The organism is Stieleria sedimenti (assembly GCF_025060895.1).
Lineage (GTDB): Bacteria > Planctomycetota > Planctomycetia > Pirellulales > Pirellulaceae > Stieleria > Stieleria sedimenti.
Genome location: NZ_JANZKV010000089.1, coordinates 1 through 15673, shown reverse-complemented (window position 1 = coordinate 15673; position 15673 = coordinate 1). Strand labels below are relative to the sequence as shown.

Below are 15673 nucleotides of genomic sequence, written 5' to 3'. Positions count from 1 at the left end.
AACCCAACAGGGGAAAGACGAATCAGGAATTGAATTCTCAAATCTCAAACTTGAAACTTGAAACTTGAAACTTGAAACCTAAAACAACCCGGCTGCTGCCGTGGGCGGTGCGATCTGCATCGTCGCCCGCATGCCGGGTTTGATCAGCCAATCGTCGCCGTCGCGTTCGTTGGGAACCTTGACCCAGATGCGGTGTCGCTTGTTCAGGTCCAATTCCATGCTGACGTAATCGATTTTCCCCACGAAGGTCTTCGTGATGGGATTGGTGCTCGTTCCGCCGACGGTGATTTCGACTTTGACGTCCGCACCTTTTTGAATTTGGCCGGCGTAACGAAACGCGTCGATAAATCCTTCGACGCGTACAAAGTCCATTTGCACCAGTTCCACGATCGGGCTTCCCGGCTGGACCCATTCGCCCAGTTGCGCGAATCGGTTTTCGACAAAGGCATCGAATTCGGCGCGGATGGTTCGCATCTCGATGTCCGACTGGGCCAGTTGCGTCCCGACCTGTTTGGCGACGTATTCGGCCATTGCGGTGTTTTCGTTCAGATCCGCCAATTCGATGCGTAGAATCGCACGGTCCGCTTCGGCTTGCTTTTTCAACATTTCGAATTGGGGTGCGGCACCCTTGGCGTACAAGTCGCGATAGGCCGCTGCTTCCTGGCGAGCGATCACTTCGCTTTGAACGGCGTCACGTTTGTTGACGTCGTTTTGCGCGTTCAGTTTGGCGACCAGTTCTTCGGCCTGCTTCAGCTCAAGCGCCAGCCGGGCTTGCTTGTCGTCGACGATCGCGATGACATCGCCTTTCTTGATCGACATCCCCTCCTCGACCGGCAACTGTGTCAGCTTGCCCTGCGTCTCCGACGGGACCTTGGTCTTGTTGATGAACCGCACCATGCAGTTTTCCACCAAGATGCCTGCGTCGCTGTCGATTGCGGACTGTGCCCACGTCGGTGTGACTTGCAAGGCAATGGCCATCACGCCGCCGAGCAGGGTGCCGAGAAAAAATGCGTTTCGTTTGAACATGAAATCGGTGATCTGTGATTGAGTCGTCGAACAGATGATGAGTCGTGGGATCAGAAGAAGAACTTGCAAAGCCATTCCCAGATCTCGTGGAAAAAGACGAACCCGCTGGAGGCTCGACCGCAATGAATTTTGGCGATCACCGAGGCTCCCGGGCTGGGTTTCAGTGCTCTCAAGGGTTCTTGATCTGGTAACGCTTCCATCTCGATGACCGCGCCGTGCTCCTCATGCGCCTCGGCGCGGGGCGAGATGCTGTCCATCGGCAAGGTGGCGTCGAGCGGATCCATGGTCGGATCGGTCGCCAAAATGTAGGTCACTCTGAGCGACTCGGTTTCTTTGGTTTCCATCACGTAGGCGTCCAGGTGCCCCTCGCGTTTTTCCGGCAACTCCAGCTTCAGCGAATAAGGCTGTGTCAGATCGGCGATTTCCAGCAACACCTGGCCGGTCATGATCGGTCGACTGCGAAGTGTTTCCTCCACATCCCAGGTGGTCACGACGCCGTCGATCGGGGCGCGGATGGTCAATTGCGATTCCCGCTCGCGTTGCAGTTTTAGCTTCTGTTGCAACGAGGTGAGTTTGGTTTCCAGCTCGAACTCCTGGCCCTGCAGTGCCGTTCGGTCGGCGGGTTCGAGTTGACCGAATTGCTGGCCCTTGACCTTCCTCAGTTCTGCCAACGTGCTGCGCAGCTGGCCTTCGAGTTCTTCCAACTGGATGGCGATTTCGGGGTTGCGGAGCCGAACCAACTCTTGCCCCTTGGTGACCTTGCTGTTGCGTTGAACCAAGACGTCGATGACTTCGCCGTCGATCGCCGCGAACACCTGTCGACGAACGGTGGGTTCCAAGTTGCCTTCGGCGGAAAGATTAAAATCCTTCTGGATGAAGGTCAGACCGAGAATCACGGCCAGGACCAACGCGGCGATGCCGATGGTTTTGGGCAGCGTTCGGGCACGCAAGATCCACGTCGCCCGTCCGAGCGCTCGCCAAATCGGCATCAGAAACAAGTTGCTGTGCGACTGGGAATTCGCGATCGCCCGCGTCCCGTGTTCATACACCAAGTCGCATCGTTGCCGGAAAATCTGTTCAGGAATGTCGGTTTCGATCTGCTCGACGATCAACGCGCCGATGACTTCGCCGCGGTGTGCGTCGTCGCGATCGATTTCGCCGGCGGCACCGCTGTCTTCCTCCGCGCCGAGCTTGCGCTGCGGTTCACGCAGCGGCAGCACCGCGATGTTTCGGCCGTAGGACTGGTCGACGTAATCTTCCAGTGCTTCTTCGATCTGGGGCGGCAGGTCTTCGGTCGCCCCGTCGTGATAGAGCGGCTCGCCGGCGGCGCAGACGCGCGTGGCCAGCTTGTTCAGGGCGGCAACGATGTTGGACCGATTTTCGATCGTGTCCTGACCGCTGATCGCCTCGACTTTGCATTTGCCGCCTTTCTTAATCGCCACACTGACGCGGTCGCAGCCGATCAACCGCCGCCCTTCGTTGGCGACCACGTAGGCTGTTTCTTTCAAGTCCAACGATTCGTGGGCCGCCCGCGCGAAGGCATCGGCTTGTTGCCAGAGCGTTTGGCGATCGCCGAGCGTTTGCAGCTTTTGGCTGCGCAGCCATTCCGCCGCCAGAGAGCACATCTGCTCGAGAAAACGCAAGTAACCTCGCTGGGTTTCCGGCGCCGTGTCCGGCCGCTGAAAGACTTCGATCAATCCGTCTTTGTGACCGTCGTGCGCGAGCGCACCGAGCACCAACAAGTAACGTGTCGGGTTACCCTCGGCGTCGCCATCGGTCGTGCCGCTGTAGGGCGGAACGAGTACCGATTGGCCGGCGTTGGCGGCGCGGCTGATCAGCCGCGAGTGACGCACCGCATCATCGGTGTCGCCGGCCAAAATCGACGGTTCGGCGTTGATCTGATACTGCAGCTTGAGCTGTTTGTCGTCGTCGAGCAGCCAGATCGCACCGCCGGCGGCGGCCAGGGCCGTGATGATCCGGCCGAGAAGTTCCGGGTAAAACTCCTCGGCGGTCGCGCCGCTCTTGGCGAGCGCCGCGATCTCGTTCACCAAGCCGCGAATCTGCGCCTTGGTTTCTTCAACGGTTTGCTGATTAACCGACATGGATCAGGAGGGGTCTGCGATGAAAAAGGACAAAGGACTGGGGATCAGGCGACAGTAGTAAATCTTAGGAGCCGTTTCCATGTTGACCTGAACGATGCCACGCGAATGCTCGCCGGCGGGGGCGTCGTGTACCGGTTTTGGCGATTCGACTCGACATCATATACAGTTTGTATATGATTGTCCACTGAAATGAACGCACCGCAAAGACCACCGAAAGCCGATCCCCCGATTCCGTCGCCGCCCCACGAGGAGCAGGGGGCGGAAAACGCCTACAAGGGTGGCGACGAATCACCTCTAAAGGGTGGTGCCGAAGCGGCCGTCGCATCGGCGATGCTGGCCGACCTGAAGCGGGAAATGAATCGTCTGCAACGAGAGATCCGCCTCGCCATCCAGGCCCAACTGGCGCAGATGAGCGGACGGACGTTGGGGAGCATTGAAGCGAATCGCGAACTGGCCCGGTCGATCCAAGAGATGCTTGACGCACACGGCTTGCGGGTCCGTTGCACGCATTGCGGGCATCCGGCGATCCTGCGGGTCTCGCCGCGTGCGGGGGCGGCGGCCGGTGTGTTCGTGTTCGACCACACGATCGACGGGCGTCGCACGTTTCACGGCGGCCGGGTGTTGATGCCTGAAATCCGCTTGGTTGCCAAACCGGCCCGCAAACCCCGTGGGGAGAAAAAGGCGGGTTGAAGCGCTGGGCGTGTTCCGCTGTCCTGAAATGTAACGCGGTGAAGTATTTGCTCCCCGTGTTTCACCAATTTTAGCGGCAGGGCGCGAGCCCTCCGGTTCCTCATCATTTCCAATTCACCGGAGGGCTCGCGCCCTGCCGCTAAGAATCCTTCCCAGCGACCCCGGAGAGAAAGGGGTCGACCAAGCGGTCATGTAAATTGTTATGATCGCCGCATGAGCCAATCCGAAAACCAATCCACGTCGGCGTCGAGCGTTTCACTGCCGTCGCCCGAATCCGCCCGCGAAATGCTGACCGGAGCGATCGAGCAGATTCGCTTTGCACGTCACTACACGCTCGAGTTGCTCGAAGCGACGCCGCACGACCAGTGGCTGACGATTCCCGCTGGCTTGCCGACCAACATCGCGTGGCAAGTCGGGCATCTGACGGTCAGCCAATATGGTTTGTTGATGTTTCGGATCCGTGGCCGGCAGAGCGAAGACCTCGATTTGATTCCGGGGCGATTCCGCAAAGCGTACGGACGCGGGTCGACACCCAAGTCGGATCCGGAGGGCCAACCGAGTGCCGAGGCACTGTTGGAGCGTCTCGGCCGGGTCTATGAATCAGGGCTGCACGTTTTGGAGTCGGTTTCGCCGGATGTGTTGCTCGAGCCGATCGACATGCCCTACGCCGCCTATCCGATCAAGTTGGGCGCGATTCTGTTTTGCCCGCTTCACGAACACATCCACGCCGGCCAGATCGGCCTGGTGCGACGAGCCCTCGGGCTGGATCCGGTTCGCTAGTGGTCTGTCCAAATTTGAATTTAGGGTTGCGTTTGTCGAGTGGAAAAGGGGTCAGGTACCAAAAACCAAATGGCCCAACGGGTGCTTCGCAGTTTTGGTACCTGCCCCCTTTTCCGTGGCACCCTCACAGGCAACGCTGTGAAGCATTTTTTAGCGGTAGAGCGCGAGCCCTCCGGTGTTGTGGCAGAGATGAAGAACCGGAGGGCTCGCGCCCTGCCGCTAAAACCTCAAGAAACACGTGGGAAAATTGCTTCACAGCGTTGCCTCACAGGGTGTCGACGCGGCGGAAGGTTCCGGATTTGAATCGCAGCGGTTGGGGATCGGCGAATCCGAGCGGCACGTGGGTCAGCACTTCGTCGTAAGACCGAACGAACAGGTTGTGGTAGAGTCTCAGGTCGCGACAGAGGATCAATCCGGTGATCGTCAGGGGGGCGCCGTCGGCGGTAGGTCTGACCAGCAGATTGTCGGTGGTGTAGATGATGCCGCGAAACTCGGTGGGAATTCGATCGCTCAATGTTATGTTGGCGTCGAAACCACGATAGGGCGTCGCCGGCGGATTGAAGTTTGCTCCGAGCGTGGTTTCATCCAACGTCGGCTCGATCGCATCGAATTGAACCTCCGCGTCGGTGACCAAGATGGCGCCCGAATCGCCGGGGGCTTCCCAAGCCAGCGCGCCGTTTAAAAAGACGCGGTTGGCATTGCGGATCGCCAGCGTGGCGACGAGACGCGCATTGACGATTCGAATGTCGTGTCCTTCCGCGTCGATCCAATAGATTCCGTTGGGATCGGTCTCGCCGTAGGGATTGGTGTTCGCTGAGAGGACCGACAACGCGATCGCCCGGACGCCGTCGTAGGTCGACAGGGCGTCCAACGGGATCTCGGTTCCGGTCTGCTGATAGCGTGCGACCACGTCGAACGCCGGGGGGGCAATAGAGCTGACGGCGATGTCACCGCGTATGGGGAACTCGATCGAGCCCGAGCATTCCAAGGTTGCGGTGGTCAGGTAGCCGATCGAATTGGTCCGGCATTCGTCGAAGACCTGAACGGGGCGTTCACTGACGAGCGTCGCGCCGTCATGGCATTCAAGATCATCAAACGTGCTCACTCCGTAGCGGAGCCAATCCAGCGGCGCGAACCCGGTTTCCAAGTCCACCGAAACTGCGGCCTGGGCGGTGCCGAACCTCGCGTGCGCGATCACCTGGAAATCATCAAAGACGTCATCGGAAAGATCACCATCGTCGTCGCGGACGCTGAATCGAGCCGCCGCGTTGGCGGCTCCGGCCATGGCGCCGTAGTTGACCCAAGCCGACGTCTCCCCGTTGGTCAGGTCCTCTCGCCAATCGGGATCGGTGGAGAGCCGGATCGAGACACGATGCAGTTCCGACTCTGCCAATCGAATCGCGGACTCTCGATCGGTCGCAGCACTATGTGTCTTGATCCGGGCGGTGTCCAACGACAGCGCGGTCGCCACCGCACCGGCCACGATCAACGCGGTGAACAACACCGCGACATACAAGTAGCCACCCCGGGCCTTGCGTCGTGTCAGCCGCGTGCGACGTGTGATCGTTCGGCACAGTCGGGGATCAAAACTGGCGTCTAACCGATCACCCTCCCGTGTGCGGGAGGGTGACTCGATTTCGTCGAGTAATCCTCGGTTTGCCTGGGTGCACATGGCTAGTAAATCGGCGTTGGTGTGTTGCGAAGCGGCACGACGACGTTCAGCCGTCGATCGCCGGGGAATCGAAGTTCGATGCGTCGCAGCCGTTCAAAGGATTCCGTCGCCGGGCGGTCCGACGGGGTGATCGACTTGATCATCCGGTACGTTTGCGGTGATCCATCCGGACCGGTCACGCTGACGGCCACCATGCGAAACTGCGAGTTCGCATCCGCGACGATCTGGAAACCGCTGCCGAAACTGCTCAACGGGATCACGCTGACGTTGACCTCCCACCCATCAAACTCAGGGATCGAGCCGCCATCTCGGAACGTCGGTGTGTCTTGGTGAAACCCCGCGAAGTCGTCGACGTCATCAAACGAGGATCGGTCCGAAGCCGACTCACCGGGTTCGGGGCCGAACACGGCATCGTCAGATGCCTCGCGGAAATCCAGACTCGAGATTTCATCGAGGAAATAGCCTGCCAAGAGCTGGCCTTGGACGGCTTGCCCGGCGGCGATTCGGTTTCGCATCATGTTGGCCGACGCGTTGAGTGAAACCAGCATGATCGTCGCGACCAGGGTCAGCGAGATGATGACTTCCAGCATCGACAAACCGATTCGACGGGCGTCGCGACGTTCGTGGTTTACCGCTTGTCGTCTACTCACTTTCTCCCTCCACTTCGATCGCGATCGTGGTCCAGTTGGCCGATTGCTGATGCAGCACGCGTGGCGAGGTCATCAGGGGCGGCATCGGTCCGGTGCGAAAGGCGATGCCCAATGTGCACTCACCGCTTGTGCCCGGCGAACCGACTTCATTGACACACTCGCTGAACGAAGCGATGCCCAAGGACGTTTGGGGTGAGGGTGCGCCGGTCGAAGCAATCAATTGCAAGTTCAACGTCCGCTCACCGATCGTGTCGGTGTTTTCGAGCGGGCGGGGATAGGTCGACGTGTTTCCGTTGATGGAGGTGCCGAAACTGGACCCGGACCATCCGAACGGCCACGATCCGTTGGCGTGTTCGATGACGAGCACCGCCGCCACCACGTCACCGTCCCAAAAGAAATTCAGCAAGTAGTTGTCCGGTGTGGACGTGTTCATCCATTGCCCGTGCACCTCCAGCAGAATCCCCGTGTTGAAGGCGAAGTCCAAGTACTGCCAATCACCCGGTGAGGGGTTGACGAAGAACGCGTTTCGAGACGACACGACCAGCAGCAATAGATCACCAGGACGCGCGGCGTCGGGGATCTGGATCGTCAACGACGAAGTCGAGCTTCCGCTGGTCACGGCTGTCGAAACGTCGCGAATCCGCGGGCGCCACACGTCCGGGTTGGACGTTGGTGCGGTGTGCCCGTCGACGTAGTGACTGACCGTGGGAGCCAGCGGATCGAGCTGGATGCTCGTGCCCCCGCTGACGTTGCGCATCAACCCGTCGATGTACGCGTCGTATTGCAGCGATTGGGGCTGATTCGCCAAGTCCGATCGTTCGATAGAAATACCATAGCCGCTGGTGCTGTCGATGTTCGTCGCGTAGCGCAGGTCGTGTTGCAGGCGGTCCACGATGACGCGGTCGCGGATCCGATGGCCGTCTTCGTCGTTTGGCTCGACCAGCGAAGTCGAAATCACGACCGACGCCGCCAGGCCGAGCATCAATAGACTTGCCGCCGCCATCGCAGCGATCATTTCGATCAGCGTGTATCCACCCCGTTCGTGATCCGGTCGGCTCGGTCCGGAGACGCTCCACAGCCGCGCGACGGTCCGAGCAATCGCTCGCAGAATGCGACGCTCCGTCATGCCGGACGTCGGTTTGATCCGCGGCATCGCTTGCGACTGACTTGATTGGTAACTCACCGGTACGCTACTCATCGGGGTTCGAAAACGCATCCTCGTCCGGATCGTCGACCTCCGTGATCGCTGCACTTCCCGGCCCCCCACCGATGCGTATCTCGTAAACGACCGCACGCGTGCCGATGGTGATGACACCGTTGCTGAGTGGAGTTCCACCGACGTTGGGTGTGCCTTCCAGGTCAAACGTCACCGAGGTCGCCGAATCGAACGATGCCTTGATTTCCAAGCTGGCGTCGAACCGATCTTTGATCAGCACCGACAGCGGCACTCCGACCTGGTCGGGAAAATCCACATCGGGACTCCAAAATCGGTCGCCGGTCGCATCGACCGAAAGCGTTGTCGATCGGCCTTCATTGATCGCGGTGTTGCGAACATAGTCGACATAACTGGCCAACTGAATCGCCGCGTGACGCGCGTTGCGTGCGTGCAGTGCCCTGGCGAAACGCGGCGCCCCGAGGACGGCCAGCAGCCCCATGATCGTGACGACCACAGTCAGTTCAACGAACGTCATTCCACGTCGAGAGGGATGCATCAAAACCGGCGGGCAGGCGGAGACGAAAGTGGGATCGACCGATCGGCGACCGGACCGGCCCCGTCGGATAGAAAAACCTAGGTCAGCGACTGGTGCCACCGACCGGCTTCTTGTCCCACAACTCCGCTTTGTTTACCCGAGGCCTCCCCCGGATGATTGCGACGATCCGATTGATCGTTGCAAACGATCGGTGTGATGCTCCGACCTAAGTGGTCACGCGGCTGCCGTCCCACCAGGCGTCGTTGCGGTTCCAGACTTCCTCGGGAATGTCCTCCTGAGCGGCTTCGCCTTCAAACAGCTCGGCGTTGACGGCGCGGTGGGCGGCGCGCAGCGTTTCGGCGGCGCGCTCCTCGGTGCTGATGCGTCCGTCGGCCGGTTCCCGCTGAAACCAAGCCCAACCGATCGAGGGTGATGGAGCGATCGGGTGTTCGTCGATCTCGCTGTCGTCCTCTTCGTAGTCGTCCGGCTCGTCCTCGATGTAAACCTTCTTGAGCACGGGTTGGGGCTTGCGTTCGACGGGCGGTCGGGGTTTCTCGACGACTTTGGCCGCCGGTTGGGGTTTGGCTGCTGGTTGAGGTTCGGTGGGCGGTTCCACCGCCACGACGGGTTCGGGTTTGGCAACCGGTACGGGTTTGGGCTCGGGTTGGGGTTCAGGCTCAGGTTCAGCCGCGACCGGCTGTTCCTGTTCCTGCTCTTCGGCCTCCGCATAGACCTCTTCGGCCGACTCCTCGTCGGCCTCGTCATACTCCTGCTGCGGAACGTCTTCGTCGTCAAAGTCTTCGTCGTCGTATTGTTCGTCCGCTTCCGGGATCAGGATCGTGGCCCGGCCGGGGACGCCTTGGGGCGGCAGTTGGCGGACTTCGACATCGATCGAATGGAAAATGTCCACGATGTGGTCGTGGCAGGTGAACATCATCACCTGGTGCCCGAGTTCGGCGAACGTTTTGAGCGTCTCGGCGGCGTGCAAGGCGCGATCGCCGTCGAAGTTGACCAGCACGTCGTCGAGGATCAGTGGCAACATCACACCGCGTCGCGCGTAGGCCGCCGCCAGCGATAATCGCAGCGCGATGAAGACGGCCTCGCGTGTTCCCCGGCTGAGCACTTCCAACGAGATGGGGGTGCCGTCGGCGCCGTCGATGTTGAGTTGGTTCGTGCCTAGCGGAGTCCAAATCCGCGTGTATTTTCCGTCGGTCAATTGGCCCAAAAACGAAGACGCTTCTCGTAACGTTTCGGGTTGGCGTTCGCGTTCAAATTTGCCGCACACCTCTTCGACCAGACAACTTGCGGTGGCGAGTGTTTGCCAGCGCTGCGCCAGCGTCTGGATTTTGCGATGGATGCAGCCGAGTTCCAGTTGGGCGACCATCAAGCGATTGTCGTCGGCCAGGTGTTTCATGTCGGCGGCGCACTCACCGATCTGGGTTTGCAGGGTCGCGATTCGCTGTTGTGTTTCGGCGGTTCGCGAGGTCAACGATTCCCATTTGCGTTCCAGGTCGGCTTGGGTCACGCCTTCGATTTCTTGTTTCACCGCGTCATAGGAGAGGTTGCCGGTGACCATGGACCGGATTTGTTTATCGACTGCGGCGTGTTGGTCCTTCAATTGGGCCAAACTGGCCTTGCTGTCGACCATTTGATAGAACTGTTCGGGCGTCGCGACGCCGCACTTGGCCCACAGGGCGCGGCGTTGTTGTTCGCCGCGTTCGATCGCCCGGGAATAGGCAGCGTGCTGCCGTTTAAGCTGCGCGTCCTGTTCCTTGAGGTCGCGACGGCGTTTGATCCAGTGCCGTTGTCGCTGGACCTCTTCTTGCAGGTGGTTCAACTGTTCCAGCGGCCCGACGCGACTGGCACGCCGCAGCGAGTGTTCCGGGGGCGGCGCGGAGTCGGCTGTACGGGTGGCCGAGGCGTCCTGGGAACCCTTGTCACCGCCGGGCAGTTCACCCGTGGCGCGCTGCTGATCCTGATCGCTGATCTCGAGCGATTCCAGATACAGCGATTCGATCCGTTTGGCGATGCCTTGGCGTTCTCGCTGTCGTTGGTCTTTTTCGTCCTGCAATTCTTCCAGCCGCCGCAGACTGCCTTGCAGTGTTTCGTATCCTTCGCTCAGCTTGCGGACACTGCGGGGTGACATCGATTCGGCGAGCCCGAGTTTTCGAAGCGTGGCGGACCACTCGCGGCGGGCGGCTTTCAACTGGTCGGCCGCTTTGACCGCTTTGGCACGCGACGTTTCATAGGCCTGTTTGGCCGCGGCGTGGGAGTGGTAGGACGGCATGCTGGCTTCCAGATCGTTGAGCAGCAGTTCGGCCTGGCGGACGCGGAATTCGATCGGTTGGGTGCTGCCGGGCAGCTCCGATTCGACATCGTCCTGTTCGGCTTCCAGCTCTCGGATCTGCTTTCTCAGCATGTCGATCTGACGGTCGCAATCTTCGCGGTCGATGGCCGTGGAGCGATGGTTGTTTTGTTTGCTGAAGAAATACAGCGTGATGGACATCAACCCGAACAGCATCCAGACCATGCCGGCGGTCGGCGTTGGCTCACCCGCCAAAAACCAGTTGATCCCCAAGAAATGGGAAAACGCCACGATCAAACAGCAACCGCCGACGACAAAGGGCAGCCCCATCAACAGCAGACTATCGATCGGCAAGACCTCGGCGGTCGACAGGTCGACCGATTCGTTTTCAAGCGATCGATAGTGCCGTTTCAGTTTTTCAATGTGTTCGCCCAGTTGCAGCGCACGGCGAAGCGAAGCCAGGTGCTCGTTTTCCTGACGGATCGCCTGCTGCAAATCCGTGGCCCGCGTGCGTTGCAGGACTTCGCCGAGTTCTTCGTCGAAGTGCTCCATGCGTTTCTTGTGTTCGACCCCCTCGCCCCGGGCCTGTTTGAGCAGGAACAGTTGCTCTTTGACGCGTTTGGCTGGTCCGGCCAGGGCGGCCAGCGTTTGGCGTGACAGATCGGGCATCTGCGACGCGTCGCCGTTGAGCAGCGCGTCGCGGTCTTCCTCGCTGAGCCCCAGCTGTTCGGCGTCCGCGATCAGCTGATTGCGGGCTTTCAGGATTTGCGTGTCGACCTTTTCGAGTTGCTCTTCTAGGGCTTCGACCCACGTCGCCTGTTCGGTCGCCGCTTCGATGCGGCCTTGCAGGTCCAACATCCGCGCGCTGACGGGCAGCTGCGCGGCTTTTTCGCGCAGCGAGCGGCGTTTCGCCTTCACTTCTTCCAACTTGCCACGACGATCTTGGATCATCGCTTCGATTTGCACCAGTTGGCCCGGTGCCTCGTCCGGCAGATGCGTCTCGGCTTCGATCGCCGCGATTTCACCGGCGATGCGCGTCCGATCGGTCCATTGATCGAAAACGCTGATCGCCGCTTCGACGTGTCTCGCTTCGCGTTCCCAGGTCGTGATCCGCGCCGCCAGATCGTTGATTTCTTTTTGCTGGGATTGCCGCAAGCTGGCCAGTTCGCTCCAACGCCGACTCTGGCCGGTCAATCGCTGGACTTCGTCCCGTAGGCCTTCTCGACGTCGAAGCAAGGCTTCCAGTTTATCGGCATCGGCTTTGGCGTTTTGGGAAGCATGACCGACCAGGGATTTGCGGCCGTCGCGCAACGATCGAATCACGTCGACCAACGAGACTCGATCCAGTCCGCTGGAAAGCTTGTACAACTCGTCCGCCGCGGCGGTGTCATCGAGCGTATTGAGCTCTTGTAATTCGCGCATGCCGATCGCGAACACATTGGTGAAGATCGGTTCGTCGATCTGACCGAGCAGCATGCTCAACCGGTGCTGGCCTTGCGCCAGGCCGTCTTGCCCGGTGACCGCCAGCTGGCCGACCACGTTTTCGTCAGTCATTTTGGCATGGCGTCGGATTTGATAGCCGCCGCCCGGGCCGGTGACACGAATCGCTCCGCCGGGCGTTCCGCCATAGATCGGCGGCAGATACTTGTCGCGACGTTCGGACGTGAATCCGTACAGCATTGACCGTAGGAATTGCATCACCGTTGTCTTGCCGGCCTCGTTCGGCCCATAAAACAACGTCATGCCGTCCGGCAATGAATCGATGCTCAGCCCGGTCCAAACGCCGAAGCCATCGATATTCAGGTCTTTGACTTTCATGATTTGTTCACCCAGTTTGGCTTACCGCCACGGAGCAGTTCGACGCCCAACAGCGTCGCTTGATCCAACGTTTCGATTCGACGCGTCTGTGGGATTTCGGCCAGCAGCGTCGTCGTGCTTGCCGGCAGTCCCGGATGTTCTTCGGTCATCGGTAACAAATTGGTTGCCGTGCTTTCGGGCTTGCGATGCTCGGCGGCGATCCGCAGGTAGTCACCCAGAATCGTGTCTTCTTCGTGCCACGACTTGGGGTACTGTTGGGGCGGACGGATTCGCAGAGACGTCGACCAGGCGGCCGGTGCCCCGTGTCCATATTCGTGACGCACCCACTCCAGCAAGGCCTCTCCGTCGCCGATCTCGATCAACGACTCGCCGCTGTCGGCGTTGATCTCCCAGCCGATGATCAGGTGTCGGCCGCCGGCTTCGTGTTGCAAACGCACGATCCGCTCGCCGAGCAAGTTTTCGATGCTGCCGACCGCGGCAATTTCGTCGGCCCTCATGCGGACGTTGCAGTAGCGGAACTTGTCGGCCGGCATTTCGCTGACCCGAACATTTCGTTCGGCGTCGACGTCGATGATGGAGAACCCGTGCGAACCGGGTTCGCTCAACGATCGACCCTGCGGAGACCCGCTGTAAACCGCTCGGATTTCGCCATCGGATTCCAGTTCCAGGCGATTGTGTTTACCGCCGAGGCACCAAAAATCGAAACGAGCCTCCTCGAGCATCTCCAGCGATGCATCGCCGTGGCCGACTCCGATCGCGAATTCCTCAGCGGCTTCGCATTCAAACCCCGGCACGTGCAGCGAGGCGCGGCCGTCACTGCCGCGGCCGATCAAACGGCAGATCGTCCGCCCGCCGCGAACGACATTGATGTCGGTCGCACGGTCCTTGGGAAACAGCGTCACATTGGGCGGAATCACCACCGCTTCGGGCCACTTTTGAGGATCATCGACGTTGCCGGCCGCCCAATACACCGGCGTGTTGGCAGCGGCCAGTTTTTCGAACTGCTCCAACAGCAGGTTCATTCCGTACGGCCCGGCGGCCTGGGGATTGAGCAGGTCGCCGGATAAAACGACGAAATCAATGTTGTTGGAAAGCGCAGCGTCAAACACGGCCTTGACGGCTTCGTGAGGCGCGGTGGCCATCTGATCGCGCAGCGGCGGGGGCAGCTCATCCAAATCACCGAGTGGACTTTCCAAGTGAAAATCACTGGCGTGGATGAATCGAAAAGATTCGCCCGGCATCGGTTCCCTCCGTTAACGCTTGCAGCGTGTTCGCTTCATTGATCCATGGAGCGGAAGACTCTCGTAGCCTTCGTTGATGCTCCCTCATCAATCCCGTGACCGCGGCGAAGACGAACAACGTGTTCGCCCCGTTCCACAGCCCGATTTGTGAAACAAACCAGGCCCGTCGGCCGCGCGGTGCTGCGAGTTTAACGAAACGACGAAAAAATCACCAATCCAGTTTCCCGCACTGCGGGGGCAATTCCGTGAAACATTCAGCACGGGTGTTTGCTAGCAAAATGTGCGGGCATGGCGTGCGAGAGGGCGTGGAGAGAAAGGGTCAAAAGATGGGTCGGTCAAAAAATGGGTTGGTGCCCGGACCAATAAAGAAACCCTCCTGGCAGGAGGGTCGAGCGCAGCGAGGGGCATAGGCATCAAGTTAAGAAGTCACCCTCCCGTGTGCGGGAGGGTCGAGCGCAGCGAGGGGAGGGCTTCCGACATTGATGCTCCATCGTTGCGAGCAACTTTGGCGTCGCAACAACCCTCCCCGCTCCGAGCGCACACTCCTCCGCGACCCTCCCAGAGGGAGGGTGACTACAACTTCGTTGATGAACGGATCGCTTAACTTGATGCCAAACTCTTAATGGGCGAACCCATTATTCCTGCCGTCTGGAACGGGCCTGCAGCCACGCCGCGTATTCGGCAATGCTGATCCGCCCGTTTTCGTCGGCATCGGCGACTGCGGGCGATTGCAGCATTTTCTCATATTCCGCCGGCGTCAATTCTTGATCCCCATCGGTGTCGTAGCGGCCGATGATTCGTTTGGCATACGCCACCATTTTGGAGTCCAGGCCATCCACGCCCAGCTTTTTTTGCTCGGCCAGTTGGCGAGATTGTTGATTCAACTTGCGCACCTGTTCCATCAAACTTGGAATCCAATTCATCGCCCAGACTGCGACTTCGGGATCATCACTCTTGGCGAGTTCCATCAACCGTGGCAACGTGGCTTCGGTGGATGATCCGACAATGTCCACCAGCGGCAGCACGCTTTTTGGATCATCCGTTTGTCGCAGTCGCTCGTTGACCAGCCGACTGGTTGAATCGGGATGCCGTCGCAGCACCTGCTTCAACTGGTTTTGCAACCTGGAATCGGTTTTAGAATCTTCACACTCAAGGTAACATTCAAAAACAAGCTCGGCCTGTTCCTGTGATGGCAGCGTGCACAAGGGAAGCAGCTTGATGGCGCGCGAGAGTTCTTCGACGTTCCAACGCTCGGGGCGCGATGCGTTTTGCATCGACTGACGGATGATCGCGTCAAACCGGGCATCGACATAGCGTTGCCGCAGCGCCAGGTCGATCGCCTGATCCTGATTGGGGTCTGATGCATCGGCGGCTCGGGCACAGATCAGCTCCCGATAGTCCTTTTCCACCGCATCCACGACAGACGTTGCGGCGGTCGCTTCCTCTGGCGATGACGCAGGCTCCGGCACCTGGGCGACGCAGTGGCCGGCCCCGACTAATAGAGCGATCGACAGTGTGGGAATGGACATGGATCGGAACATCGAGATCCTCACTTGGCGTTGGAGAGCTATCGGGCTGCTTCATTGTAACCCCGCTTCCCGCCTGGAGTCTCGTACGGAAAACGCCAAGAGAGTGGCGTAAGCTTCCAGCTTGCGTTTGACGAGTGAAACGAGACGGCAAGCTGGAAGCTTGCCCCAC

At 59.9% G+C, this 15673-nt stretch carries 11 protein-coding genes; 2 read left to right on the top strand and 9 right to left on the bottom strand.

All coding sequences use genetic code 11. The annotated features are described in order from the left end of the window. Positions 1–78: 78 nt before the first annotated feature. Positions 79–1101 carry an efflux RND transporter periplasmic adaptor subunit gene (locus tag NZK35_RS13030; protein WP_259632973.1) on the bottom strand — a complete coding sequence of 341 codons (1023 nt, stop codon included), beginning with the start codon at positions 1099–1101 and terminating at the stop codon, positions 79–81. After that, positions 1077–3128, bottom strand: a complete 2052-nt coding sequence (locus NZK35_RS13025) for an efflux RND transporter periplasmic adaptor subunit (protein WP_259632972.1) — start codon at positions 3126–3128, stop codon at positions 1077–1079. The genes NZK35_RS13030 and NZK35_RS13025 overlap by 25 nt, the downstream gene beginning before the upstream one ends. Positions 3129–3317: 189 nt before the next feature. On the opposite strand from NZK35_RS13025, the gene NZK35_RS13020 reads away from it, so the two are divergent. Together NZK35_RS13020 and NZK35_RS13015 are read left to right on the top strand one after the other, a co-directional pair. After that, positions 3318–3818 carry a hypothetical protein gene (locus NZK35_RS13020; protein WP_259632971.1) on the top strand — a complete coding sequence of 167 codons (501 nt, stop codon included), beginning with the start codon at positions 3318–3320 and terminating at the stop codon, positions 3816–3818. Positions 3819–4031: 213 nt separating this feature from the next. Next, positions 4032–4598, top strand: coding sequence for a DinB family protein (locus NZK35_RS13015; RefSeq protein ID WP_259632970.1), 567 nt, complete (start codon positions 4032–4034; stop codon positions 4596–4598). Between the two features lie 265 nt (positions 4599–4863). Here the strand turns inward: NZK35_RS13015 and NZK35_RS13010 are convergent, their stop codons facing one another. The 7 genes from NZK35_RS13010 to NZK35_RS12980 all read right to left on the bottom strand — a co-directional run bounded on the left by NZK35_RS13010 (position 4864) and on the right by NZK35_RS12980 (position 15504). Continuing rightward, the gene (locus NZK35_RS13010; protein WP_259632969.1) at positions 4864–6270 is read right to left on the bottom strand and encodes a hypothetical protein; all 1407 of its coding nucleotides are present in this window, start codon (positions 6268–6270) and stop codon (positions 4864–4866) included. A 2-nt stretch (positions 6271–6272) separates the two neighbouring features. Beyond that, positions 6273–6920 (bottom strand): type IV pilus modification PilV family protein, encoded by a 648-nt coding sequence (locus NZK35_RS13005; protein WP_259632968.1) that lies wholly within the window; start codon positions 6918–6920, stop codon positions 6273–6275. Further along, complete coding sequence (locus NZK35_RS13000) at positions 6913–8103, bottom strand: prepilin-type N-terminal cleavage/methylation domain-containing protein (RefSeq protein WP_259632967.1); 1191 nt, start codon at positions 8101–8103, stop codon at positions 6913–6915. The genes NZK35_RS13005 and NZK35_RS13000 overlap by 8 nt, the downstream gene beginning before the upstream one ends. Before the next feature lie 7 nt (positions 8104–8110). Beyond that, positions 8111–8632 carry a GspH/FimT family pseudopilin gene (locus tag NZK35_RS12995; RefSeq protein WP_259632966.1) on the bottom strand — a complete coding sequence of 174 codons (522 nt, stop codon included), beginning with the start codon at positions 8630–8632 and terminating at the stop codon, positions 8111–8113. Between the two features lie 205 nt (positions 8633–8837). Next, positions 8838–12734, bottom strand: a complete 3897-nt coding sequence (locus NZK35_RS12990; protein WP_259632965.1) for an ATP-binding protein — start codon at positions 12732–12734, stop codon at positions 8838–8840. After that, positions 12731–13975: a metallophosphoesterase family protein gene (locus tag NZK35_RS12985; RefSeq protein ID WP_259632964.1), complete on the bottom strand. Its 1245-nt coding sequence runs from the start codon at positions 13973–13975 to the stop codon at positions 12731–12733. Before NZK35_RS12985 ends, NZK35_RS12990 begins: the two co-directional genes overlap by 4 nt. 635 nt (positions 13976–14610) lie before the next feature. Next, entirely contained in the window at positions 14611–15504 is an 894-nt protein-coding gene (locus tag NZK35_RS12980; RefSeq protein WP_259632963.1) for an EF-hand domain-containing protein, read from the bottom strand. Positions 15505–15673 lie beyond the last annotated feature (169 nt).

What these genes read in the sequence shown, in the direction of transcription:
- NZK35_RS13030 (WP_259632973.1), bottom strand. Translation starts at nt 1,101, where the DNA reads ATGGCTTTGCAAGTTCTTCTTCTGATCCCACGACTCATCATCTGTTCG.
- NZK35_RS13025 (WP_259632972.1), bottom strand. Translation starts at nt 3,128, where the DNA reads ATGTCGGTTAATCAGCAAACCGTTGAAGAAACCAAGGCGCAGATTCGC.
- NZK35_RS13020 (WP_259632971.1), top strand. Translation starts at nt 3,318, where the DNA reads ATGAACGCACCGCAAAGACCACCGAAAGCCGATCCCCCGATTCCGTCG.
- NZK35_RS13015 (WP_259632970.1), top strand. Translation starts at nt 4,032, where the DNA reads ATGAGCCAATCCGAAAACCAATCCACGTCGGCGTCGAGCGTTTCACTG.
- NZK35_RS13010 (WP_259632969.1), bottom strand. Translation starts at nt 6,270, where the DNA reads ATGTGCACCCAGGCAAACCGAGGATTACTCGACGAAATCGAGTCACCC.
- NZK35_RS12995 (WP_259632966.1), bottom strand. Translation starts at nt 8,632, where the DNA reads ATGCATCCCTCTCGACGTGGAATGACGTTCGTTGAACTGACTGTGGTC.
- NZK35_RS12990 (WP_259632965.1), bottom strand. Translation starts at nt 12,734, where the DNA reads ATGAAAGTCAAAGACCTGAATATCGATGGCTTCGGCGTTTGGACCGGG.
- NZK35_RS12985 (WP_259632964.1), bottom strand. Translation starts at nt 13,975, where the DNA reads ATGCCGGGCGAATCTTTTCGATTCATCCACGCCAGTGATTTTCACTTG.
- NZK35_RS12980 (WP_259632963.1), bottom strand. Translation starts at nt 15,504, where the DNA reads ATGTCCATTCCCACACTGTCGATCGCTCTATTAGTCGGGGCCGGCCAC.